The following is a 21,814-nucleotide window of genomic DNA, read 5'->3' on the forward strand; positions in this document are numbered from 1 at the left end:
GAGAGCACGACATGAAGTACCTGCACACCATGGTTCGCATCACCGACGTCGAGGCCTCCCTCCGCTTTTTTCGCGACGCGCTCGGACTCGAAGAGGTGCGGCGCAAAGAATCCGAGAAGGGGCGCTTCACGCTCATCTTTCTAGCGCCCCCCGGAAGCCCCGACGCTCAGGTGGAGCTCACGTACAATTGGGATCCCGAGGTGTACACCGGTGGGCGCAACTTCGGCCACCTCGCGTACGAAGTGGATGACATCTACGCCGCCTGCCAGCGCTTGGTAGACCACGGGGTTACGATCAGCCGACCGCCCCGCGATGGCCGTATGGCGTTCGTTCGGTCACCCGATCAGATATCCATTGAGCTGCTCCAAGCCGGGGACGCGCTGCCACCGGCAGAGCCGTGGGTCTCGATGCCCAATGTGGGCGCCTGGTGATGAAGAGGCACGCGAGAGGCGCGATGAAGCGCCTCATGTCCTACTTTCTGCGGGGCATCGTATTCCTGGTCCCGATCGGCCTCACGGTATGGCTGCTGTTCGGCGCCGTTCACTCCGTGGATTCCTGGGCACGCGATCAACTTCGCTTGCCCTTTCCAGGACTTGGTGTGGTGGTCACCATCGTTGCGATCACCTTCGTGGGCTTCCTTGCGTCGAACCTTCTGACCAAACGGCTGGTTCACGCGCTCGAGAGGATCATTGATCGCCTGCCCGTCGTGAAATTGCTCCACGGGTCTGTCAAGGACGTGCTGAGCGCCTTCGTGGGCGACGAGCGCCGCTTCGACAAACCCGTGGTCGTCAGCATGAACCCTCACGGCACGGTGAAGGCCCTCGGGTTCATCACCCGCGACAACGTCGAGGCCTTTCAACTGGTCGAGCACGTCGCCGTGTATTTCCCCCAAGCTTACAACTTTGCCGGCCAGGTCGTCTTGGTCCCTCGCACCGCCGTCACCCTGCTGGACATGCCCTCCTCCGACGTGATGACGTTCATCGTCTCGGGGGGCATATCCGGCAAGTGAACCACCGGGCGGTCTACGCCGGCAGCTCCCGTCAACCTTGGGCAGACGCCCCCGCACCGATGGCGATGTGCCGAGGCTTGTCTTCGGGACGCTTGGGGATCGAGATGGACAAAACACCGTCTTTCATCTCGGCCACCACGGCGTCGGCATTGGTGCCCTCGGGAAGCGCAAAGGCACGCGAGAAGGTCCCATAGCTGCGTTCGGTGACGTGGAAATGTTGCTTGTCCTCGCGTTTCTCTTCTTCGCGATGCCCTTCGATACGCAACACGTTGCCCGTGAGGGTCACCTTCACGTTCTCCTGCTTGATTCCGGGCAGGTCAGCCTTGACCAGATAGGCCTCGGCATTCTCCTTGACCTCCACCGCGGGAACGAACGCCGCCAGTTTCTGCGCAGGGGCGCTCAGTGACTCTCGGCCAAAAAACTCCTCCATGGCCTTGAAGGGATCCGAGCCCCAAACGTTGCCGAACAACGCAGGCACCGTGGGCCACCTCTCGTTTCTCTTGACGATTGACATGGTCGTATCCTCCTTTCGATACCGCGACGGGCGCGGTGCTGAGGGGCGCCGGCAAGGGCGCCCGGCATTCGAAATGAGAACCACGCCCCTGCGGGCGTCAAGTCGCTCAGGCGCCGCGCGAGCGCTGGGGACGCGGCAAGGCGGGCAGCCCCACCATCGCCGCCGTGCGCTCGTAGAATTTGGACGTGGTCAGCGGATCCCCTGCCAGTGGGTGGCACCGGGTTGCGGCGCCTTCGACGAAGTATTTCCCCGTCGCCTGGCCCCCTTCGTCCGACAGCGCCAGAAACACGGACGTCGCAGCCCCTTTTTCCAGGCTATCGAGGCCCTCCACGCCGAAGCCCTCTTTCAAGAGCTTCGTTGACACGACCCCGGGATGCAGAGCGTTGGAGCTAATCCCATGCCCTGCCACGCGTCGGGCGAACTCGACCGTGAAGAGAACCAAGGCCAGCTTCGACGAAGCGTACGCGAGGGAGTCGTCCCACTCGCGCTCGCCCTGAAGGTTCTCCCAGTCGAAGCGGGTGCGCTGATGCGTATTGGACGAAACGTTGATCACACGCGCAGAAGCGCTGCGGGCAAGGTGCGGCACGAGCAGGTGCGAGAGCACGAAGGGCGCGAGAAAGTTGACCGCATAGGTGGACTCGAAGCCATCGCGGGTCAGCGCACGCTCGCGCATGAAGACACCCGCGTTGTTGACGAGGACGTCGAGCCGGTCGTACGTGGCGAGGATCTGCTCGGCCATGCCGTGAATCTCTGCCAGCGACGACAGATCCGCCGAGGCCTGTCCGACCCAGGGGGTTCCCGCGCTCCGGGCCACGTCTTCAGCTGCGGCTGCGGTCCGCTCGGGCGAACGCCCGTGGACGATCACGCGCGCTCCGCGTTCGGCCAACATGATGGCGGTCTGTTTTCCGATGCCGTCGGTGGCACCGGTGACCAGGATGAGAGGACTGTCGTCCTGTTTGCTCACGGTAATTTGAGGGTAGCAGGTTGAGGTGCAAATCGAGCGCAGAGGCGCTGGGCGGCAGGCACGTGGGGCCGGCCCCAAACGAGCCTCAAGCTTTAGTCGAAAAGCGCTCCGGTTTCAAACGGGGGTAATCCAGGCGGGCCACGGCATGCCCGGGCCCCGCACCGTCTCCTCGAAAGCGGCCTGCAGCCTGCGGGTGATGGGCCCGGGTTGGCCCGCGCCTAGGGGACGGCCGTCGACTTCACGCACGGGCGTGATCTCGACCGCCGTGCCCGTGAAAAAAGTCTCGTCGGCCTGGTAGAGAGCATCCCGGGTGAAGGGCTGCTCGACCACACTCAGCCCCAAGTGGCGGGCCAGTGTGATCACAGCGTCGCGCGTGATGCCTGGCAGAATTGGGGCGTGGGCGGGAGGCGTTACGAGCTGACCGCCGAACACGGCAAAGACGTTCTGCGCGGTGCCCTCGGCCACGCACCCACCCGCATCGAGCAGAATCGCTTCGTCGAAGCCCAGCCGACTCGCTTCGCGCTTCGCAATCACGGACTGCGCGTACTGTCCAGTCACCTTGGCCTTCGTCATGAGGCTATTGGGATGGCCTCTCACGAACGAGCTCACCTGAGCGCGCACGCCCGTCGCCTGCCCGCTCTTGCCGAGGGGTGTTTGCCAGGGCCAGGCGAACACCACCGTGGACACGGGGTTACCTACGGCGCCGAGGCCCAAGGAGCCAGCTCCGGCGAAGACCAGCGGCCGAAGATAGGCCTCTTCGAGGTCGTTGGCCCGCAGGACCTCCAAGCAGGCCAACTCGAGAACCTCCGGTCCGTAGGGGATCTCGAGGGTGCACGCCGCGGCAGAGTGGAACAATCGCAAAATGTGCTCGCGGAGGCGGAAAACGCCCGTTTGACCCGTGTCACGTTTGTAGGCGCGTATGCCCTCGAACACCCCCAAGCCATAGTGCAGACCAAAGGCGGTGACGTGAACGTTGCAGGTCTCGAACGGTACGAGCTTGCCGTCCATCCAGGCTGATTTGGCGGTGATCATGCGTCCCCCGAGAGTCGGCGCATCTCGTCTTCGATCTCCGCGGACAGAGGCGTCAGCTTCAGCGCCGACTCGAACATGCGGACGGCTTCGTCGGGCAGGCCCGATTCGGCCAGCAAGCGCCCCAACGAGACCCGCATCCAGGGATCGTCGGGAGCAAGCGCCACCGCATGTTCCAACTCCAACCGGGCTTCAGTGGCGCCTGCCGGGTCCATGGGGGCGCGGCGGTAAATCGCCCACCCGAGCGCCCCGTGATAACTCGGCTGCCCAGGAACCAAGGTGGTGGCCTGCCGGAATGCGGACTCAGCCTCGGCGTAGCGACGGTCGCGCATGTGCCCCACACCCGTGTAATAGACCTGCTCTGCCGCCGTGACGGCATCCGGGCCAGCGCCCCCATGGCTGCGCGCTCGTTCGAGGCGCACGAAGTAGCTCTTGCGCAGGTCCGGATCCGTGAGCGTCCGTCGGGCCTCGGAAAGCCTGGCGAAGATGTGGTCGACCAGCTCTTTGACCGTGGTCGAGCGGCCCCGGAAGTTGTCCGGGTGGTAGGTGCGGGCCAGCTCTTCGTAGGCCGCGTCGACGACCACCCTGGGCGCCTCGGCATCGACGTCCAACACTTCAAAGTGCGTTTTGACCCGCATCGTCTCGACGAGCGCCGCGAGTTCCGCCCGCGAGCGGCGCTGCGGCCCCGGCGCCCACAGGGGCGCAGGCCCCTTGCGGGGCGCCTCCGACTGAGGACGTGACTCGACGTCACGCTCGGCCAGAGGTTCGCGCGGCGCCTCGCTCTCGAGCGGCGCCTCAGGCGTCTCACGGGCTTGCACCACACCCGATTCCAGCATCGCCACCATCAGGGCGACCGCGCGGTCCCGCGGGACGGGGGGAAGGTTCATGACCTCCTCCAAAGAGCGCGTACCATCCGCACGGGCCATGAAGGCCCTGTCCTGGGGATCCGACGTGAGATCTTGAAGCCTCAGCCAGGGATCCGACGTGGGTACGATGAACCGCCCGGCCGCCACGGCCAGCACCTGCTCCCTGCGCTCGTCGTCGTAGTGCCGCCTTACACCCTCGAGGATCAACGCGGCCGTGGGCCGCTCGAGCACAACAGCTTCGCCTTCCACTTTCCATCCGTCTTTGAAGATGAAGTTGCCACCGCGCCAAGAGAACAGATCCAAGAGCTTGGATTCGACCTGAAACACGAGCGCCTCGGCCAGTCCGTGAGGCGACAGAATGCCCATGTCGACGAGCAGGTCACCTTGACGGCGCTTTTCCTGCTTCATGCGTTCGAGCGAAGTCTCGAGCGCGCTTCGTGAGATGCGGCGCCGGGCGAGCAGAATCTGCCCCAAGCACTCGGACAGCACATTCGAGCGCACGGCCACGGGGTAGCCGTCTTCGACGTAGACGATCTTCTTGGTGCTTTCGCGCACCATGAGCAGCGCCCCCGTGCGCCTTTCGACATAGAGCTGCCGGAGCACCCTGGCGAAGGAGTCTTGCGACAGATTGCCCTGGATGCGCGCGTCGGACGCCGCCAACTGCGGGGCGGTCGCTTCGACCTGTTCGCGCTCCCGCGCCTGCTCTTCGTCGGCTTCCGGTGGAGGTGACGAGGGCACACGTGAGCGCCGCGGGCCCTCGGGAGGCGGCACGGCCCGCAACACGCTGGCCAGCAAGGAGCTCGGGTCCGTTGGCCAGGGCAGGTAGGCGGCAGGCCCGAACCGCCGCCGGGCCTCGGCCGCGTGCTGGGGACCGCGAAACGCACTGGCTAAGAAGAAGACGGGAACCCCCGCGGCCCCCGCCTCCCGGCGTAGCTCCGAGGCCACCCCAAAGCCCGTGCCGTCCGACAGCCTCGTATTCACCACGAGCGCATCCGGGGTCCGTATGGCCAGGCTACGTCGGGCCCACACCGCTTCCCTCTCGGTGGATAGCTCGTAGTTCGCCTCGCGCAGGGTCTCGGCGATCTGCCGCTGCCGCTCGGGGTCGCTCTCCACGACCAGTACATAGGGCGCCATGGGCCGTTTATACCCCAGGCACGAACAAAATGGCCTGAAGCGCCAAACGTCGCGGCGCGGTCGAACGGGACAGCGGCGGGCCGCACCGCGGGCTGGTAGGATGCCGTCACGCGTTTAAGCGCTACCGAACGACAACCGCCCAACAGCCGTGGACGCCGCGTGAAGTCAAATCAAGCTCTTGCCTGCATGATCCTCGCCGCCGGGAAGGGAACCCGGATGCGCTCGCAAAAATCGAAGGTGTTGCACGAGGTCGCCGGCGCGCCCCTCGTCGCCTACCCCGTGAAAGCCGCGCAAGCGCTCGGCGCCAACCCCATCGTCTGCGTGCTCGGGCACCAGATAGACGAAGTCTCCCGCGTGCTGTCGGCACGCTTCGGGGCCGAGGCGATCCGGGTCGCCGCCCAGCATGAACAAAGAGGCACCGGACACGCCGTGGCTTTGGGCCTCGAGCCGCTGTCCGGTTTCTCGGGCCTCGTGTTGATTCTCTACGGAGACGTTCCGTTGCTTCGCGAAAGCACGTTGGCGCGGATGGTGGACGCCGCCGCGAAGGGCACGCTGGTGATGCTCACCGCCCGCGTGGCGCACCCGTCCGGCTACGGCCGCATCGTGCGGAACGAAGAGGGCCGCGTGGAGCGCATCGTGGAGGACCGCGACGCCACGGAGGCGCAAAAGCTCATCTGCGAAGTGAACGCGGGGATCTACGTCGCGCCCGCCGCGTTCTTGCGGGAGGCCACTGCCAAACTGAGCCCCCAGAACGCACAGGGCGAACTTTACCTCACGGATATCGTTCCGCAGGCCGCCGCCACGATTGGCGTCGAAACGGTGGACGTGGACCCGGAGGAGATGGCCGGCATCAACGACCGCGCCCAGCTCGTGCAAGCCGAAGCGGTGATGCGAGCCCGGATCAACGCCCACGCCATGGAGCTGGCGACGCTGCGGGCCCCCGAGACCGTGCGCATCGATAGTGACGTCGTCATCGAGGCCGACGTGGAGATCGAACCCAACGTGACCCTGCGGGGCCGAACGCGTATCGGCGCGGGAGCCTTCATCGGGCAGGGTTGTGTGCTCACCGACACCGTGGTGGGCCCGGGCACGGAAATGAAGCCGTACACGGTGGCAGATCAGGCCATCGTGGGCGCTCGTTGCAAGCTGGGACCCTTCGCGCACCTTAGGCCGGGAACCGACCTTGCCGATGACGTGCACGTGGGCAACTTCGTCGAGACGAAGAAGACCCGGATCGGCAAAGGCAGCAAGGCCAATCACCTCGCCTACCTGGGAGACACCATCGTGGGCGAGAGGGTGAACATCGGCGCGGGCACCATCACGTGCAACTACAACGGCTTCGAGAAGCGCCAAACGATCATCGAGGACGGGGCCTTCATCGGCTCCGACACCCAGCTGGTGGCGCCCGTGCGGGTGGGACCCAATGCCATCGTCGCGGCGGGTGCCACGATCACACAGGAGGTCCCCGCGGGCGCGCTGGCCATCACCCGGGTGGCTCAAACCCATCTCGAAGGCTACGCCGCGCGCCTCAAGGCGCGGTACGCCGACAGAGAGAAGACGGCAGCGGAAAAGGGCAAGCCCCCGCGCACCGACAACCACGATTGAACGACGCCGCCGTTTCGGTGGACGCGGCGATTTGACACCTTGCCCCCCGCGCCCAATAGTGAACGAGAACCTTTCGATACGACCCTCCTGGAGGACACGATGCCCACCTCGGTGAAGGAATTTTTCGACCAGAAAGTACCTGCGGTCCTGGCCCGAAACCCGGCCAGTGCCAAAGAGGTGGCGGCTGTCTACCTTTTCAAAATCAGCGGACCGGATGGCGGCACGTGGACAGCCGACCTCTTGGCCTCCCCCCCCACCTGCGTTCCAGGCCAAAGCGGCAACCCGCAGTGCGCGATCGAGGCCACCGACGACGACTTTCGTTCCATGATCGACGGCGGCATGGGGGCGGCCATGCAGCTGTTTTTCAGCGGCAAGTTGAAGATCGAAGGCGATCCCACTTTGGCGACGAAGCTCTCGAAGCTGCTCGACATGGGGTCGAAGGGCTGAGCGCGCCACGCGGGGATCTCCTCGCGGGGACCCCGCTGCTTCTGGAAGAGCCCGCTGTTTTGGGGCTCCTCCCAGGCCTTCAAGGCAGCTTGGACAGCCTGAACACGCCGTAAATTTCGTCGGGGCCGCGGATGACACGAGCCTCGACCTGACCGGGCGCAAACAGCGTCAGGACCACGAGATAGGCCTCCTGTCCCGGGGGGCGCAGATAGCCAAAGTAGCTGCGAAGGGGCCCGCCGGGTAAAGACATCGACCCGAGCGCGTCCGAGGCCGCCCGGCGAATCGACTCGAAACGCACGCGCTCGGGGTTTCCGGGCAGCCGCACCGACATGTCCACGTCGGCCGCATCCAGGGCCGCGATTTCGAGGGTCAGCCGATCCTCGGCCGAGAAGCCGTGCTGAAGACGCGGATCGGGGGACAAAGCGCCTTCCCAGGTGCCGGTGAACTCGTCGAGGCGCTCGCAACCGCCCGCCAGCACGAGGGCCGCGACGACGAGGCGGCCCCACCGGAGCGCGGAACGAAGCCGCCACCCGGCGCCGCATGCAGGTCGCCGCACGTCGAGGGGCGCGCCCGCTTGCCGTGGCCGCAGCCAGAGCCGAAACACCATGGCACCACCGTAGCACAACAGCCTGCGGGGCCGAGCGGGGGCCCCTATACTGGGCGCCTCGTGTGGTTGCCGGCCCTGCTTTATGTCCTCGCGCTGGGGCTCCGTCTCACGTGGATCGGCCTCGTGCCCTCGAAGCCCGTGGGCGACTTCGCCATGTACCTCGAATCAGCCACGTACCTGCTCGAGCATGGCCGCTTCGACCCTCAGTTCATCTACATGCCGGGCTACGTGCTGCTAGCCGCGGGCGTTCAGGCCCTGGGAGGCACGTGGTGGGCGACCAAGGTCGCGGGGGCCCTGCTGGCGGCCGCCGGTGCGCCGCTGGTGTTCGGCATGGCCCGGCGCCTGTGGGGGGGCCGCGCGGCCACGGTGGCCGGGCTTCTTTACGCGCTGTGGCCCGGAGGGATTGGCGTGGCCAGCGTCACGGGAACGGACATCCCCGCTGCGGTGCTGGTGGCCGCTGCCGCGTGGGCGCTGCTGCAGGCGCGGCCGGACACGCCCTGGCGCGCGGCCTTGGTTGCGGGCACCTTTTTCGGCTTGGCCGCGTGGATCCGGGCCGTGGCCCTGCCCCTCGCGCCGCTTTCGGTGTTCTTTTTGCGCGCGCGCACGGGATCATGGCGACGCGCCACGGCCGGCGCTGCCTGTACCACGCTGGCGGCGGCCCTCGTGCTTGCCCCCTGGGGCTTCCGCAACCATGCCCGCTACGGCGCCTGGTTTCTGACCGACAGCCACGGAGGGCTGACGGCCCTGGTGGGCGCTTACCCCAACTCCGACGGCCAGTTCACGAGGGCCCTCAACCGCATGGTGGAGACGGTCACGGGCACCCCTTGGCTGGGAGAGCCCCACCGGGAAGCCGACGCCCGGGCCTACGAGGAAGCCAAACGGTGGACGCGCTTCGAGCCGCGCTATGCTCTGGGTCTGGCCATTCAGCGCGCCGACAAGCTGCTGTCCAACGAGCGCAGCCTTCTCTACTGGCCACTTTACCGAGACGGCGTCCTGCGGGAGCCTGCCGCCGGCTTTTTTGAGCGGTGGCGGCCCGAGATCGAGCGGGCCACCGATCTTTTCTGGTGGGCGTTGCTGGCGAGCTGCCTGGCAGGAACGGTGCTGGGGGCCCTCGAGCGGCGGCCCGAGACCCTGGGGCTCTTGCCGTTCCAACTGGCGCTCGCGGGCGTATACGTCCTGTTTTTCGCCGAAAGCCGCTACCACCTGCCGATCGCCGTGCTGGCCTTCCCCAACGCCGCCGGGTGCGCCGTGCGGGCGTGGGACGCCGTGCGCCTGCGGAGAGTCCCGCCTTTGCCCGACGCACCCGCCCCCGCGCCGGCGCCGGCCAAAGCCTTGTGGAATCTTGCGGCCGCCCTGATCGCAACGGCCCTCGTGCTGGCCTTGTCCTGGGTCACGGTGTCGTGGGGAGACAGCCTGCGCGCCCGCCACCGCTTCGCCGTGCACGCCTGCGAGGTGAAAGGACTCTGGCACTACTGTCTGTGGCGCTCCGCCGACCCGGGGCGCTCGGGCCGGCCTTCACCGGTCAAGGGCGTGTTCGACGGCGTGGGGCTCTCGCTTGGCCCCGAGGAGACGGGCGCGGAAACGCTGCTCGCGCTCGGCCCGGGAAGCCACAGGTTGCACGCGCAGCTCACGGCCATCGCCCCCGGGCAGACGGGCGGAGAGGCCTCCCTTCTGCTCGACGGACGCGAACGCGCGCGGGTGCCGCTGTCTCGGTTGCACGGCGGGCTTGGGTTGACGCTCTCGTTCGAGACGCAGGGCGCGGTACGGCTCGCGATCCGAGGGACGGCCCCGCAGGAAGGCCAGGTCTGGCTGGAGGGGCTGCGCGTGGAGTAAACCAGAAACCGGCGCCAGAAAAACGGGGCCTCGTGCGCGGGGGCTCGTCGCAGCGGCATCTCATGTGTGAGCTGTTCGCTGCGGCGTTCACTACAGAGTTTTCTCCGTATGTAGTACACTTATTATTCCTGTGTGTCGTCTCGTCCGAGACGAGTTCCGCCGCTGTCCTCCCCGGGCGGCGGTGCGAGCGGAACCATGGTGTTGGCCTCTGTGCGTGACGACCTCCGTCGGTCACGCGAAACCACAACCCCTTCCCCTCCCCCAATCATGAAGACGAAGTTGCCTCGAACGTGCTGGGCCTCGTGGGGCCTCGCCACCTGTATGACTTTCGCGGTGGTTGCCTGCACCGGCACCACCGAAGACGACGCGAACGACGCCTCAGAAGACGAGGGAGGCAACGGCGGGTCCGCGGGCCGGGGCGGCTCCGCCGGTAAAGGCGGCTCCGCCGGCAAAGGCGGCTCAGGAGGCCAGGGCGGTACGGGCGGCACCGCGGGTAAGGGAGGTTCGGGGGGGCAAGGCGGTACGGGCGCGGCTGGCAAGGGAGGCTCGGGGGGCCCGGGCGGGTCCGGGGGGACAGCCGGCGCCTCGGGGTCCGGGGGCGCCGCCCCGCCGCGCATGTTGACCATCGACCTCTCGTCCGCTCCGAGCTGCACACTCTTCGACAGCGTCCAGGAGATGGAAAAGGACTTTTTCCCGAAGTCCTGCGGGCAGGAGTCCTGTCACAGCAAAGGTCCCGGGGCATCCCTCCCTGAGTTCGTGCCCGACCTGCACGACCCGGGCATGGGAGCACTGCTGATCGATGCGCCAGTGGGCATGTTCTCTCCTTGCCAGGGTGAGCGCATGGTGAACAAAGCCAAGCCCGACGACAGCATGCTGCTCGTCAAGGTGGCGAGCGGTCTCACGCCTATGTGCCTCAACGGCAAGCCAGCCGGCTCTGCCATGCCGTTCCACCCCGACGACCCCGTACTTCTGACGGCGGCGGAGATCGCCTGCGTAAGGTGGTACGTTCACCAACTCGCCAAACCTTGAATCGAGGACCATGGCACCGGCCGGACGGGACCGGACGCTCACGGCCTTGGCCGTGACCCGAAAATCGGAAGACTGCTCGTGACGTCCACGCAGCCCCCTGGGCCCGAGATTCTGCCCCGTGGGGACAGCGCGTTCGTCCTGCGCGTCGCTGACCATTTCGACGAAGGGGTCTCGGACCGGGTCCGCGCGCTGACGTGGCAAATGGATCGGGGCCGCCCCGAAGGGGTGCTGGACGTGGTGCCTGGCTACACCGAGATCCTCGTGGTCTTCGATCCGGCCTGCCGTGACGTCCCTGGCGTCGTCGCGTGGATGGCCGCCGTGGCAGGGGCAGCGGTCGAGACCCGGGAGCCGGCGGCCCCGCGCCTCGTCACCGTGCCCGTCTGTTTCGACGACAGGTGGGCGCTCGACCTGCCTGCGCTGGCCGCGCGTGCCGGGGTCTCGGTACCTGACTGGATCGGCCGGTTCGTCGCCACACCCTTTCGCTGCGTGGTGCTGGGCTTTCGCCCAGGGTTTCCCTACCTGACAGGCATGCCCGAGGCGCTGAGCGCACCCCGACACCCGAGCCCCCGTGCCTTCGTTCCGGCCGGCGCCGTGGCGGTGGCGGGCGCGCAGGCCGGCATCTACCCCGTGGAGGGCCCCGGCGGCTGGCAGATCGTGGGCCGCAGCCCCCTGCGGCTCTTTGTGCCTCGACGAAGCCAGCCTTTTTTCATCCAGCCGGGCGACGACGTGCGCTTCGTGCCGATCGACAGCGCGCGCTTCGAGGCCTTGCAGGAGGCGGAGCCCTCGCCATGATCCGGATCGACCTCAACGCCGACCTGGGTGAAGGGCAAGCGCACGACGAAGCCCTCTTCCCCCTCGTCACGTCGGCCAACATCGCGTGCGGCCTTCACGCAGGGGACGCCGACGTGATGCGCGCCAGCCTGGAGCGCGCCCGGCGCCATGGGGTGGCGGCAGGGGCCCACCCCGGCTTGGCCGATCGCGCGGGCATGGGGCGCGCCGCAAGTTCCGCCACGCCCGCGCAGGTCTTCAACGTGGTGGTGTACCAGCTGGGCGCCCTGCGGGCGATGTCCGCCGCCCTGGGCGTTCCGCTCAGACACGTGAAAGCGCATGGGACCCTCTACAACTCGGCCATGGTGCAGGTGCCGGTAGCCCGGGCGTTCTGCGCGGCGGTGCGGCAGGTGACCCCGGACCTGGTGGTCTTCGGGCTCCCCGCGTCCTGTCTGCAAGCGGAAGCGCAGACCGCGGGGCTTCGCTTCGCCGCGGAGGCGTTTTTGGATCGGCACTACGACGACGAGGGGCGACTCGTGCCTCGCACGGACCCGCACGCGCTGGTGGAGGCCGAGCCCCTGGCCATCGCGGCCCGAGCCGTGGACTTGGCTACCTTGGGGCGGGTGACCGCGCTTTCGGGACGGCCCCTGTCCCTGACGGTTCAAACCTTGTGCCTTCATGGCGATCGCGCGGAGGTCGTGAGCGTCGCCAAGGAGGTCCGCCGCGCGCTCGCCCTGGCGGGGGTAACCCTGCGAGCCCCCGACCGTCACCCCGGGAGCGCCGACCATGCCCACGGTTGAAGTGCTGCGTGCCGGGGCCCTCACCACGGTGCAGGACCAGGGGCGTCCCGGGTGGGGGCGGTTCGGCGTGTCACCGAGCGGGGCCGTGGATCCCCTGGCTCTCCGCGTGGCCAACATTTTGGTGGGCAACGAGGAGACCGCGGCGGCCCTCGAGATCGCCGGCCCCGGAGTGGTGCTCAAGATCTACGGCCAAGCACTGCTGTGCATCGTGGGTGCCGACCTGGGCGCCACGCTGTCCGGGCAGCCGGTGGCGCCAGGACAGCGCGTGCTGGCGAGCGACCGGCAGATCCTGGCGTTTACGAACCGGCGGCAAGGCTTTCGGGCCATCGTGGCGTTCGCAGGGGGGCTGTCGGCGCCGGGCCTCTTCGGCAGCCGCGCCACCGATATCGCCGCGGGCCTGCCCCGAGGGCGGCTGGAAAAAGGGGCCATGCTGGAGGTGTTCGCTCCGGCACCCGGCTCGGGACCCGTGCGGCCTCCGGTCCTCGGGGACGGTAGCGCCGCCGTGATCGAGGCTCTTTTCGAGGGGCTTTCTTCAGCACCGAGCGGCGCAGGTGCCCGCGCACCGCTCGTGGTGCGGTTCGTGCCGGAAGACGGAGGCCCTGTGCTCATGGGACGAACGTTCACGGTGTCGCACCGCTCGAACCGCACCGGCTTTCGACTGCATGCCGAAGGCGAGGCCCTGCCGCCCCGACCCCCCTTGGCGTGGTCGAACCCTGTAGCGCCGGGGGCGATACAGCTTCCACCCGATGGTACGCCCATCGTGCTGCTTGCCGATCGGCAAACCGTGGGTGGGTATCCCGTCCTCGGGCACCTGGCAGCGGTGGACCGGACGGTGCTGGCGGGCGCAGCGCCTGGTGATCGCCTGCGGTTCGAGGCCATCAGCGCCGAGGCCGCCCGCGAGCAGGCCGCCGAGCGCCACGCCATGCTCACGCTCTTGTCGGAAAGCGTGGTTCGCCGGTCGTGGCGCTCGTGGGCTTGACGGACGCCCGGGGACTTGCCTCACGAAGAAAATGAGTGTACCCGTAGTCGCCCCCGGCCAATGGGCGATCACGAACGAGACCGCGCGTTGCGCCGCAGCCCGAGGTCGCCTTCCTGAAAGGGCTCGTTTGACGCAAGCGGTCTCACCTCACAATCCGTCTTCGGCCGAAGGCCGAAGCATGCCGGGCTGGCCAACGCACCCCTGGGTGCAAGCCACGGCCAGCGCGCTGACGCTCGTGCTGCTGCACCTGATGGTGACCTCCGTGGGCATGGGCTGGACGTGGTCGATGACGGGTGTGCTGATCGTGGGAGCCGTGGCACGGAGACTGCTCCCCCTATCGCCGTACGTCGTAATGACGGTGGTGGGGCTCGTCGCCTTGTACCTCTGGAAGCCCCGTTTTTTCCTGTTCGAGGTGACGCTGCTGCTGCTGCTCTGGCGAGGGCGCAAGCATCCCTGGGTGTTCTTCGCGATCCTCGTGGGCTTGGGCATCGTGTTGCCGAAGACGATCCGCTTGCTTTTCTACCGCCAGGCCGCGGCCTGGAACTGGGTGAGTGACGCGGCGTTGGGGCACATCCTCTTGGTGGGCCTGCTGTTCTGGTTCGAGCGGCGCCGCGGCCGGTTGGACGAGCCCTCGTATTTTCAGTGGATGACTCTGTTCGCGTCGGCGGCGAACCCCCTCAACCCACTCAACCTCGGCCCCCTGGATATGTGGCGGACGCCCCACATCGACGTGCGCGCCCTCGGCCGGAGCCTAATTCTGCTGGCCCTGAAGGGCACCGCCCTTTGGTACATCAACCGCGAGCTTTCGGCGCACCTGCTCCGCGATCAGACGTTCGAGCACCTGTCGGCCCTCAGCTTCGGGGGCCTGTGGGCCACCGTGGGGCTGAACTACCTCCGCCTCGCGCTTTATCTTTCGGGCACGGCGGATGTGGCCATCTTGATTCTTCGCACCTTCGGCTGGGACCTGGCCCACCCGTTTCGCTGGGCGCTGCTGGCCTGGAACCCGGTGGAACTATGGAGGCGCTGGTCCATCTACAACCGCAAGTTGCTCATCAAGTGCGTGTACTTCCCGCTGGGAGGCGGCAACAAGCGCCGCTACCTCAACGTGATGGCCACGTTTTGGGCCAGTGCCTGGCTTTTACACACGGGCTGGTTCGGCTCGGTGTATTGGATCGTGGGGGCCGCCGGACTGCGCGATCAGACCGTGTATTTCACACTCCAGGGCTTGGCAGTCTGTGGTTGTCTGGCGTGGTGGCAGCGCCAAGGCAAGGACCCGAGCGCGGACAAACAGCTTCGGCTCTCCGCGGGCCGCGTGCTGGGCACCGTGGGCACCCAAGCCTATTCGGCCCTGGTTCACATTCTGGTCATGGCCCCGGGCATCGGGTGGAGCGAGCGATGGGTCCTGATGGCGCGTTGTCTCGGTCTTCCGCTTTGAGCCGTCCCGCGCGAGGCTGAGGCGCGCAGCCGGCCCGCCCGGGGGGCTTTGTCTCGACGCCCCGCCTTGCCCGCCTCAAACGGGGCCAGACATCTGCCGATGTGGGAGCCGGAAGACCGAAGGGTGGCCACGCCTGTGGCACACGACTTCGATGCGCCCCATGCCCACCACGAATGCCCTGAACCGCGTCTTGACCAAGTGTACGCCCGAAATGTTCGGGCGATACCATTTGCTGGGCCGCATCGCGATCGGGGGCATGGCCGAGGTCTACGTCGCCCGGTGCGGTGAACTGATGGGCATGCAAACACTGATCGCGCTCAAGCGCATCCTGCCGGTGCATGCGGCTGACGCCAAGTTCATCCAGATGTTCCAGCGGGAGGCCAGCATTGCGCTGCGCCTTCAGCACCGGGCGATCGCGCGCGTCTACGAGGTGGGTAAGGTTGCCGACGACTGGTTCCTTTCGCTCGAGCTGGTCCAGGGAGAAAACCTCGCGCGCGTGACGGAGGCGCTCACCGAGAGGGGGCTACAATGGGATCCCAACCTGGTGGCGTTCATCGGCGCGGAGGTGGCTCAGGCGCTGCACTACGCGCACACCTTGCAAGACGCCCGCGGCCGCGATCTGAAGATCGTCCACCGCGACGTCAGCCCAGAGAACGTCATGCTGGGGTTCGACGGCTCCGTGAAGGTCATCGACTTCGGCATCGCGCTCTGTGAGTCGTACGCAAGCCTCACCACCCAAGGTGCCGTGCGCGGCAAGGTGCAGTACGTCTCGCCCGAGCAGGCCCAAACGCACAAGCTCGACGGCCGTTCCGACGTGTTTTCGTTGGGGGTGGTGCTGTACGAGTGCCTCACGGGGGCGCAGCCCTTCGAGAGGACCTCACCGATGGCCACGCTGGAGGCGGTGGTGAACAAGTGGGTACCGCCCATCCCCCACGTTCCGCCCGCGCTCAACGAAGCCATCATCAAGGCGCTCGAGAAGGAGCCAGGCAAGCGCTACCGTGATGCCCAGGAGTTCTCCTTCGCGCTTTTGTCGGCCATCTCCGGGCAAGATACCGCCAGCGGCCCCACCAAGGTCGCTCAGCTCGCGACCGCGCTCTTTCCGGAGCGCCTCCAGCGCTGGCGCCAAATCCAGGAGATGGCGCTCGAGGGCTTCGGGTTCGCCGAACGCCCCCCGAGTGGCCCGGGTCTGCCTTCGGAGCAAGAGACACGCGTAGAACCCCCGGTCGCAGGTTCAGCGGACCTACTGCCGCCGCCTTCGCCCGCGACGCCGCCGCCCGAGCGACGAACGCGGCGCGGCCTGGGGGCGGTGGTGGCGCTCGCGACGGCTGCGGTCGTGCTGGTGTTGCTCGTCAGGGTGCCAGGGTCGCTCGCTCCCCTCACGGACCCGCAGGCGGCCACGGTCACCACGGTCGAGGCCCCCTTGCCTCGCGTCGTGCCGTTGTCGAACGCCCCCCTTCCAGCGCCGCCACCCGTGGCGCCTCCCGAGACGCCCGCGCCTGCGGAGGCCGCACCCGAGCCAGCGGCCGCCGAGGAGCCCCCCAGTCGCAGGAAAAAGGCTAAACGGCGCAGCCGAGACAAGGACCCTAGCCGTCGCAAGGCGCGCCGAAAGAGTCGCAGACATAGCCACCCTGCGGACACGGCCACCGATTGAATTCCGCGGGCATCGGGACTAAAACGGCGCCCCGATGCACTCCCCGCTCATCTTCGACTGCGACGGCACGTTGGCGGACACCATGCCCGCGCACTACAAAGCCTGGCTCGACGTGCTCGCCCCCTTCGGGGTTCCCTTCCCCGAGCCCCGCTTCTACGCCATGGGGGGCATGCCCACCGCCGAGATCTCGCGCATCCTGTTTTCAGAAGCGGGGCTCACGGTCGACGTGCGCGCGATGGCCACGGCGAAGGAAGAGGCGTTCTTGACGAGACTCTCGGCCGTGCAGCCCCTCGAAAAAGTGGTGTCGGTGGCCCGCACCGGTCGGGGACAGCGCCCCATGGCCGTCGCCTCGGGTGGTCAGCGCAGCGTGGTCGAGCTGACGCTCGCGCAGATCGGCGTGCGTGACTGGTTCGAGGTGATCGTGACCTCGGAGGACACCACCCGCCACAAGCCCGAGCCCGACGTGTTCCTGGAGGCCGCCCGCCGTCTGGGCGTGACGCCCGAGACCTGTACCGTCTATGAGGACACCGATTTGGGGATCGAGGCGGCCCGGCGGGCCGGCATGAAGTGGATCGACATTCGGGAGCTTTGAATCAGGGCACGCGCGCGGCTGACCGCCCCCGCACCGGGGGTGGGAACACCCCGCGAAAAAAGCTTGCTCGTCTCGCCAAGTTGCCTCCAGCCCACGGAATTGCCGGAAACTTTTGTTTCGGCGTGCCCGATATCAAGGCATGAAGGACAACGACGCACTCACGCGACCGGCGGCGCGCCTCGTCACCGTCAGTCACGCCATCGATCACCATCTGGCGCGGGCGCATGCGCCCCGGGGGCGGGCGCTGCGAAAATACGCGGCGCGGGCACTCCTGCTGAGCATGAGCGGAAGCCTCAACCGCCCAACCCAGGTGGAGCAGGCCCGGGCTTCGATGCAGCGCTGCTTCGACGAGCTCAAGAGGCTCGAAGCGGCCGAGGCTTGCGACCCCGGTGTCTTGCACAAGGCCCTCACCCTGGCTGACACCTTCCTTCGCGCTTTGCCGCAGCCCGAGCCCGAAACCCACACGGCGCCTCTGTCCCCCCGCTCACGCCCCGTGGGGGTCGGCGCGCTGGCCACGCTCATCCCCCTTGCCGTGACAGGATCTCGAAGCCCTTGAGGTAGTCGAGTGCCACCTGCACGGGGTAGTCCGCCAGCCGCTGGGGCGGGGTTGCCACCTCCCCCTGCTCGTTGCGCAGGTGCCGCTCGTAATCGCGCTCCCGCATGATCTCCTCGTCACCCGTTTCCGCGGGCGGCATGGTGGCCACATGGATGTTGGGCGTAATGCCCTGGCTCTGAATCGAGCGCCCGTTCGGTGTGTAATACCGGGACACCGTGAGCTTGAGACCACAGGGACGGGGGCCACAGCCGTCGAGCGAAAACACGGTTTGCACCGAGCCTTTGCCGAAAGTTTGGGCACCCATGATCACGGCCCGGCGGTGATCCTGCAAAGCCCCCGCGACGATCTCGGCAGCAGAGGCCGTTGCCCCATCGACCAGCACCACCATGGGAAAGCCCGACCACGTGCCGCGCTTGTGCGCCACTTGCCGATCCATCTCTCGACCGGCTTTGCCGACCGTACGCACGATGAGTCCTTCGGAGAGGAAACGATCGGCGACCTTGACCCCTTGATCGAGCAGCCCACCCGGGTTCCGGCGCATATCGAGGATGAGGCCGCGCAGACGGCTCTTGTTCGCCTTGGTTTGTCTATCGAGGGCCTGGAGGGTCTCTTCGAGCTTTGGATCGGTATTGGCCGCGAAAATGCGGATTTTCACGTAGCCGTAGCCGTCTTCGAGCAGCCGACCCTCGACGGACTTGACCTCGAACTTGGCACGCTTGATCCGAAAGGTGAGCGAACGGCCCATCCGCTCGACCACCAGTTCGACCTCGGAGCCCGGGGGACCCTGGATGCGAGACACGGCGTCGTTCCAGTCCAACGCGGCCGTCTCGGCCCCATCGATCTTGCGGATGATGTCGCCGGGTGACACCCCGGCCTCGAACGCGGGTGACCCCTCGATCGGCGACACCACGACCAGCCCCGTTTTGCGCTTTTCGAGATCGATGCCAATGCCTTCGATCTCGGAGTCACCTTCGGTTTCCTGCTTGAGTCGCTCGTACTCTTCGGGGTCCATGAAGCGCGAGTGCGGATCGAGCACGTCGGTCAACCCTCGCGCAGCGCCGTACATGAGTTCGGCTTCAGAGACGTTTTCCACGTAGGTCGACTCGATGTACGAGAGCACCTTCGCGAAGATGCCCAGCTTTCGGTAAGGATCGAAGCGCCCCGCCCACAGCGGCTGGCTGGCGACGAGGCCCGCGACGAAGGTCCCCAAAAAGGCCGCAAAGGCGCATACGGACAACGTCAACCAGCGTGTCGCCTTCAGGCGCTTGTCGCTCATGCCCCCGATGATAGCAGCCCCCAGCTAGCGGCCCTCACGAAGAAGGCTCCGCGGATCGAACGGCTGCCCACCTCTCCACACCGCCCACCTCACCACGGGCGCACCATCGAGCGTGCGGCCCACACGACCGAGGCGCGCACCAAGGCTCACCTGCTCCCCGGCCTTCACGTCCACGTCCCGCAACCCGGAGAGCACGGTGCTCATGCCCCCGACGTGGCTGAGCACCACGGCGTATCCGCCGCTGGGCAATGACTCCACCCGGCGCACCTCCCCGTCCGCCGGCACGACGACCGGGGCGTCCACCCGCGACAGGATCTTCACGCCCGGCTCGCGCACGACGACGCCGGTGACAGGATCGGCCTTGAGGCCCGGTCCCGCGATCACGGTGCCCTTGGTCGGCCACGTCAACCGATCGGGCGGAGGCTCTCGTGGCGGCAACGAGGGGGGCCGCACCGCCAACGCGGCCCGCTCGCGGGACACGCGCGAAAGTTCGTCCCGGAGCGTGTCGTCCTCGCGCAGGCTCCGGCGCAGCACGGTGAGCGCCAAGGTGGTGGCATGCGCCTGCTGGGGGCGGACCTGCGTGTCGGCGAAGAACCCCAGCTCGCGACGACGAAGCAGGCGGTAGGCGAGCAGAGCTTGTTCCCGCGCCCGGGACCGCGCGGCTTCGCGTTGCCGCCCGAGCGCCGCCTCACGGGCCCCGAGATGCGCTTCGACGAGGGCCGCCGGATCGCCTTCGACGGCGTCCTCCGGCGAGGCGGCCACAGGCAGAACGCACCAGGCCCACGAAAGGCCTACACTCACGGCCAGCACCGACCGGCCCCAACTCCGGCCACGATCAGGCACGCTGACCTCGCGGCGCGGGCAGAGCCCTCTTGCCTACCCAGGCGCCCACGGCGAGCGCGGCCAGCGAGGCCACGAGCGCCTCGCGCCAGGGCACGAAGGGGAGCGACGGCGGCAACCACTCCCCGAGCGCCGCGACCCAGGTGTGCACCAGCCCCGCGTGGACCGCCCACAAGGCTCCCCAGGCGACCAGGCTGCCCGCCAAGGCAGAAAGAGCGCCCACGATGGCCCAGGGCCGCCTCATGCCCGCGGGCGTTTCGCCGAGCAAGGTCAAGGCGGCCACCTCCTCCTGCCGGCGCGGCCGGCCTTGAAGGAGGGGCAAGGTGAGAACGGCCCCCCCCGTCACCAGGGCCAAAGCCAGGAGGCCGAGGGCGAGCGTGCGCAGCAACCCCAGGATCGACCGCAAGCGCGACAAGCCGTCCTGCATGGCGTCCACCTCGGCGATCCCGGGAATGCGACGAAGGCGGCTGGCGAGCGCCTGAGCGCGCGCCGCGAGACCCTCGCTCGCGCTGAGCCGGACCTCGAGGGAACGGGGAAGAAAGCCCTCCTCGAGGCCGTCGAGCCCTGTGGCCGCGCCCCCCACGGCCTGGGCCTCGCGGCGAAGCCGTGCCAGCGCCTCCGTCGAGCTGACGGCGCGGACCCGCTCGACCCCGGGCACCCGGACCACGATGTCCGCGAGGGCCGCGGCCCGCGCCGCCGACATGTCCTCACGAAGGTAAGCGATGACGTGCACGTTGTCGGCCAGGCGGGGCACCAACGACTCGGCGAGGCGGGACGCAAGGCGGGCGGTTCCCAGCAACAGCATGAACAGGGCGAAGGCACCCCCGAGCGCCAGGATTGGGCCGGGCTGCCGATCGAAGGTGCGCCGCACACGCCGCCAGGTCCAGGCGAAGGTCATCGCGTTCGCTCCCCGGCGTCGTCGCCGGACCATGGCGCGAGATCGTCGTCGTGAAGCTCGGTCACGTCGTCTCGCTTCACGTCGGGCACCTCGGGGGCGAAGCCCGGGGCTGCGGCGCCAACACCTTCGGGAGCGCCTTCGGCCGGGGCGGGCCCGGGCCGCTCTCCCCGGAGCAAGGTCATCCGGGGCGCCCCCACGAGGCGTCCCGCTTCGAGAGCGAGTGTGCGCGCGCCTCGACGTGCGAGCTGAGAGGCAAACGCGGGGTCCGCGGTCGCACACAGAACCGCGGCTCCGGCCGCCCGTGCCCCGTCGATACCGCGGGCCAGGGCCTCCCGATCGGCCTCGCTGAGGCCCGCAGCCGGTTCGTCGAGCACGACCAGGGGAGGCGCCCCCACCAACGCCCGCGCGACGGCGACCAAGCGGCGTTCCCCCCAAGACAGCTCCGCGACGGGACTCTGCACGGCCTCGTCGCACACACCGATCTCGCGCAGAGCTTTGCGAGCGCCTTCCTCGGCTTGCGGGGGAGAGGCTCCGCGCACCGCCAGAGCCAGCATGACGTTCTCGCAGGCCGTTTCGTCGAGCACGAGCGGCGGCTCGGGTGGCAGGTACCCGATGTTCCGGCGCACGAAGGGTAAAGAGCCCGCCTGGAGCCCCAAAATGTCTCGGCCTGCGATCAGCACCCGCCCCGCGTTCGGGCGACACGCCGACGCCGCGATGGCCATCAAGGTGCTCTTGCCCGCGCCCCTGCCGCCGCAGAGCATGAGGAGCTCACCGGGCCCCATCGAAAAGCAGATCCGATCTACCACCGACCGCCCTTGCCTCAGAAGTGAAACGTCCTCCAGCCGAAGCACCTCGTCCCGCACGAGGCGGTCGGGAGCGCCCACGCCCGAACGCAGCCCTTCGTCGAGCCTCCAGGCGTCTGCGGCCCCGCCATCGGGGGCGTCGTGTGCGGGCACTTCGGGCGACGTTCGCATGAGCTTGG

Annotated in this window: 22 protein-coding genes; 13 read left to right on the forward strand and 9 right to left on the reverse strand. The window is 67.9% G+C overall.

The features are described 5' to 3' along the window. Positions 1 to 11 precede the first annotated feature (11 nt). Both KA712_19135 and KA712_19140 read left to right on the forward strand, forming a co-directional pair. Positions 12 to 431 carry a VOC family protein gene (locus tag KA712_19135; GenBank protein MCG5055082.1) on the forward strand — a complete coding sequence of 140 codons (420 nt, stop codon included), beginning with the start codon at positions 12 to 14 and terminating at the stop codon, positions 429 to 431. Between the two features lie 23 nt (positions 432 to 454). Next, positions 455 to 1,009, forward strand: a complete 555-nt coding sequence (locus tag KA712_19140) for a DUF502 domain-containing protein (protein MCG5055083.1) — start codon at positions 455 to 457, stop codon at positions 1,007 to 1,009. A gap of 31 nt (positions 1,010 to 1,040) precedes the next feature. On the opposite strand, the gene KA712_19145 is transcribed toward KA712_19140, so the two are convergent. The 4 genes from KA712_19145 to KA712_19160 form a co-directional block, all read right to left on the reverse strand. Further along, on the reverse strand, positions 1,041 to 1,523 hold the full coding sequence (locus KA712_19145; GenBank protein MCG5055084.1) for an Hsp20 family protein: 483 nt from the start codon (positions 1,521 to 1,523) through the stop codon (positions 1,041 to 1,043). 106 nt (positions 1,524 to 1,629) lie between these two features. Further along, positions 1,630 to 2,487, reverse strand: a complete 858-nt coding sequence (locus KA712_19150) for an SDR family oxidoreductase (GenBank protein MCG5055085.1) — start codon at positions 2,485 to 2,487, stop codon at positions 1,630 to 1,632. Positions 2,488 to 2,601: 114 nt separating this feature from the next. Then, positions 2,602 to 3,519: a branched-chain amino acid transaminase gene (locus KA712_19155; GenBank protein ID MCG5055086.1), complete on the reverse strand. Its 918-nt coding sequence runs from the start codon at positions 3,517 to 3,519 to the stop codon at positions 2,602 to 2,604. Then, the gene (locus KA712_19160) at positions 3,516 to 5,516 is read right to left on the reverse strand and encodes a DUF4388 domain-containing protein (GenBank protein ID MCG5055087.1); all 2,001 of its coding nucleotides are present in this window, start codon (positions 5,514 to 5,516) and stop codon (positions 3,516 to 3,518) included. The genes KA712_19155 and KA712_19160 overlap by 4 nt, the downstream gene beginning before the upstream one ends. Positions 5,517 to 5,702: 186 nt before the next feature. On the opposite strand from KA712_19160, the gene glmU reads away from it, so the two are divergent. Together glmU and KA712_19170 are read left to right on the forward strand one after the other, a co-directional pair. Beyond that, entirely contained in the window at positions 5,703 to 7,121 is a 1,419-nt protein-coding gene (glmU, locus tag KA712_19165) for a bifunctional UDP-N-acetylglucosamine diphosphorylase/glucosamine-1-phosphate N-acetyltransferase GlmU (GenBank protein MCG5055088.1), read from the forward strand. Between the two features lie 99 nt (positions 7,122 to 7,220). Continuing rightward, positions 7,221 to 7,568: an SCP2 sterol-binding domain-containing protein gene (locus tag KA712_19170; GenBank protein ID MCG5055089.1), complete on the forward strand. Its 348-nt coding sequence runs from the start codon at positions 7,221 to 7,223 to the stop codon at positions 7,566 to 7,568. Between the two features lie 79 nt (positions 7,569 to 7,647). Here the strand turns inward: KA712_19170 and KA712_19175 are convergent, their stop codons facing one another. Further along, entirely contained in the window at positions 7,648 to 8,175 is a 528-nt protein-coding gene (locus KA712_19175; protein MCG5055090.1) for a hypothetical protein, read from the reverse strand. 60 nt (positions 8,176 to 8,235) lie between these two features. Here KA712_19175 and KA712_19180 point away from each other — a divergent pair, with 60 nt between their 5' ends. The 9 genes from KA712_19180 to KA712_19220 all read left to right on the forward strand — a co-directional run bounded on the left by KA712_19180 (position 8,236) and on the right by KA712_19220 (position 17,818). Next, on the forward strand, positions 8,236 to 10,008 hold the full coding sequence (locus KA712_19180; protein ID MCG5055091.1) for a glycosyltransferase family 39 protein: 1,773 nt from the start codon (positions 8,236 to 8,238) through the stop codon (positions 10,006 to 10,008). Between the two features lie 267 nt (positions 10,009 to 10,275). Next, positions 10,276 to 11,037: a hypothetical protein gene (locus KA712_19185; GenBank protein ID MCG5055092.1), complete on the forward strand. Its 762-nt coding sequence runs from the start codon at positions 10,276 to 10,278 to the stop codon at positions 11,035 to 11,037. 78 nt (positions 11,038 to 11,115) lie between these two features. Next, positions 11,116 to 11,829: a carboxyltransferase domain-containing protein gene (locus KA712_19190; protein ID MCG5055093.1), complete on the forward strand. Its 714-nt coding sequence runs from the start codon at positions 11,116 to 11,118 to the stop codon at positions 11,827 to 11,829. Next, positions 11,826 to 12,605 carry a LamB/YcsF family protein gene (locus KA712_19195; GenBank protein ID MCG5055094.1) on the forward strand — a complete coding sequence of 260 codons (780 nt, stop codon included), beginning with the start codon at positions 11,826 to 11,828 and terminating at the stop codon, positions 12,603 to 12,605. Before KA712_19190 ends, KA712_19195 begins: the two co-directional genes overlap by 4 nt. Next, the gene (locus KA712_19200) at positions 12,592 to 13,584 is read left to right on the forward strand and encodes a biotin-dependent carboxyltransferase family protein (protein ID MCG5055095.1); all 993 of its coding nucleotides are present in this window, start codon (positions 12,592 to 12,594) and stop codon (positions 13,582 to 13,584) included. Before KA712_19195 ends, KA712_19200 begins: the two co-directional genes overlap by 14 nt. 178 nt (positions 13,585 to 13,762) lie before the next feature. Then, positions 13,763 to 15,019: a hypothetical protein gene (locus KA712_19205; protein ID MCG5055096.1), complete on the forward strand. Its 1,257-nt coding sequence runs from the start codon at positions 13,763 to 13,765 to the stop codon at positions 15,017 to 15,019. Between the two features lie 160 nt (positions 15,020 to 15,179). Beyond that, entirely contained in the window at positions 15,180 to 16,670 is a 1,491-nt protein-coding gene (locus KA712_19210) for a serine/threonine protein kinase (protein ID MCG5055097.1), read from the forward strand. Positions 16,671 to 16,704: 34 nt separating this feature from the next. Then, positions 16,705 to 17,262, forward strand: coding sequence for an HAD-IA family hydrolase (locus KA712_19215; GenBank protein ID MCG5055098.1), 558 nt, complete (start codon positions 16,705 to 16,707; stop codon positions 17,260 to 17,262). Between the two features lie 139 nt (positions 17,263 to 17,401). Beyond that, positions 17,402 to 17,818, forward strand: coding sequence for a hypothetical protein (locus KA712_19220; GenBank protein MCG5055099.1), 417 nt, complete (start codon positions 17,402 to 17,404; stop codon positions 17,816 to 17,818). Here the strand turns inward: KA712_19220 and KA712_19225 are convergent. From KA712_19225 to KA712_19240, 4 genes are read right to left on the reverse strand one after another with little or no spacing between them, the layout of a single operon-like run. Further along, a complete protein-coding gene (locus KA712_19225; GenBank protein ID MCG5055100.1) occupies positions 17,781 to 19,094 on the reverse strand; it encodes a S41 family peptidase in 1,314 nt (437 codons plus the stop codon). The genes KA712_19220 and KA712_19225 overlap by 38 nt on opposite strands. Positions 19,095 to 19,118: 24 nt before the next feature. Continuing rightward, complete coding sequence (locus KA712_19230) at positions 19,119 to 19,937, reverse strand: M23 family metallopeptidase (protein ID MCG5055101.1); 819 nt, start codon at positions 19,935 to 19,937, stop codon at positions 19,119 to 19,121. Then, complete coding sequence (locus tag KA712_19235; GenBank protein ID MCG5055102.1) at positions 19,930 to 20,832, reverse strand: permease-like cell division protein FtsX; 903 nt, start codon at positions 20,830 to 20,832, stop codon at positions 19,930 to 19,932. The genes KA712_19230 and KA712_19235 overlap by 8 nt, the downstream gene beginning before the upstream one ends. Beyond that, complete coding sequence (locus tag KA712_19240) at positions 20,829 to 21,806, reverse strand: ATP-binding cassette domain-containing protein (protein ID MCG5055103.1); 978 nt, start codon at positions 21,804 to 21,806, stop codon at positions 20,829 to 20,831. The genes KA712_19235 and KA712_19240 overlap by 4 nt, the downstream gene beginning before the upstream one ends. Between the last annotated feature and the right edge of the window lie 8 nt (positions 21,807 to 21,814).

The sequence above is a fragment of the Myxococcales bacterium genome, from assembly GCA_022184915.1.
Lineage (GTDB): Bacteria > Myxococcota_A > Polyangia > Fen-1088 > Fen-1088 > JAGTJU01.

What these genes read in the sequence shown, in the direction of transcription:
- KA712_19175 (MCG5055090.1), bottom strand. Translation starts at nt 8,175, where the DNA reads ATGGTGTTTCGGCTCTGGCTGCGGCCACGGCAAGCGGGCGCGCCCCTC.
- KA712_19160 (MCG5055087.1), bottom strand. Translation starts at nt 5,516, where the DNA reads ATGGCGCCCTATGTACTGGTCGTGGAGAGCGACCCCGAGCGGCAGCGG.
- KA712_19215 (MCG5055098.1), top strand. Translation starts at nt 16,705, where the DNA reads ATGCACTCCCCGCTCATCTTCGACTGCGACGGCACGTTGGCGGACACC.
- KA712_19170 (MCG5055089.1), top strand. Translation starts at nt 7,221, where the DNA reads ATGCCCACCTCGGTGAAGGAATTTTTCGACCAGAAAGTACCTGCGGTC.
- KA712_19210 (MCG5055097.1), top strand. Translation starts at nt 15,180, where the DNA reads ATGCCCACCACGAATGCCCTGAACCGCGTCTTGACCAAGTGTACGCCC.
- KA712_19220 (MCG5055099.1), top strand. Translation starts at nt 17,402, where the DNA reads ATGAAGGACAACGACGCACTCACGCGACCGGCGGCGCGCCTCGTCACC.
- KA712_19185 (MCG5055092.1), top strand. Translation starts at nt 10,276, where the DNA reads ATGAAGACGAAGTTGCCTCGAACGTGCTGGGCCTCGTGGGGCCTCGCC.
- KA712_19235 (MCG5055102.1), bottom strand. Translation starts at nt 20,832, where the DNA reads ATGACCTTCGCCTGGACCTGGCGGCGTGTGCGGCGCACCTTCGATCGG.
- KA712_19195 (MCG5055094.1), top strand. Translation starts at nt 11,826, where the DNA reads ATGATCCGGATCGACCTCAACGCCGACCTGGGTGAAGGGCAAGCGCAC.
- KA712_19155 (MCG5055086.1), bottom strand. Translation starts at nt 3,519, where the DNA reads ATGATCACCGCCAAATCAGCCTGGATGGACGGCAAGCTCGTACCGTTC.
- KA712_19205 (MCG5055096.1), top strand. Translation starts at nt 13,763, where the DNA reads ATGCCGGGCTGGCCAACGCACCCCTGGGTGCAAGCCACGGCCAGCGCG.
- KA712_19140 (MCG5055083.1), top strand. Translation starts at nt 455, where the DNA reads ATGAAGCGCCTCATGTCCTACTTTCTGCGGGGCATCGTATTCCTGGTC.
- KA712_19225 (MCG5055100.1), bottom strand. Translation starts at nt 19,094, where the DNA reads ATGAGCGACAAGCGCCTGAAGGCGACACGCTGGTTGACGTTGTCCGTA.
- KA712_19240 (MCG5055103.1), bottom strand. Translation starts at nt 21,806, where the DNA reads ATGCGAACGTCGCCCGAAGTGCCCGCACACGACGCCCCCGATGGCGGG.
- KA712_19135 (MCG5055082.1), top strand. Translation starts at nt 12, where the DNA reads ATGAAGTACCTGCACACCATGGTTCGCATCACCGACGTCGAGGCCTCC.
- glmU (MCG5055088.1), top strand. Translation starts at nt 5,703, where the DNA reads ATGATCCTCGCCGCCGGGAAGGGAACCCGGATGCGCTCGCAAAAATCG.
- KA712_19200 (MCG5055095.1), top strand. Translation starts at nt 12,592, where the DNA reads ATGCCCACGGTTGAAGTGCTGCGTGCCGGGGCCCTCACCACGGTGCAG.
- KA712_19145 (MCG5055084.1), bottom strand. Translation starts at nt 1,523, where the DNA reads ATGTCAATCGTCAAGAGAAACGAGAGGTGGCCCACGGTGCCTGCGTTG.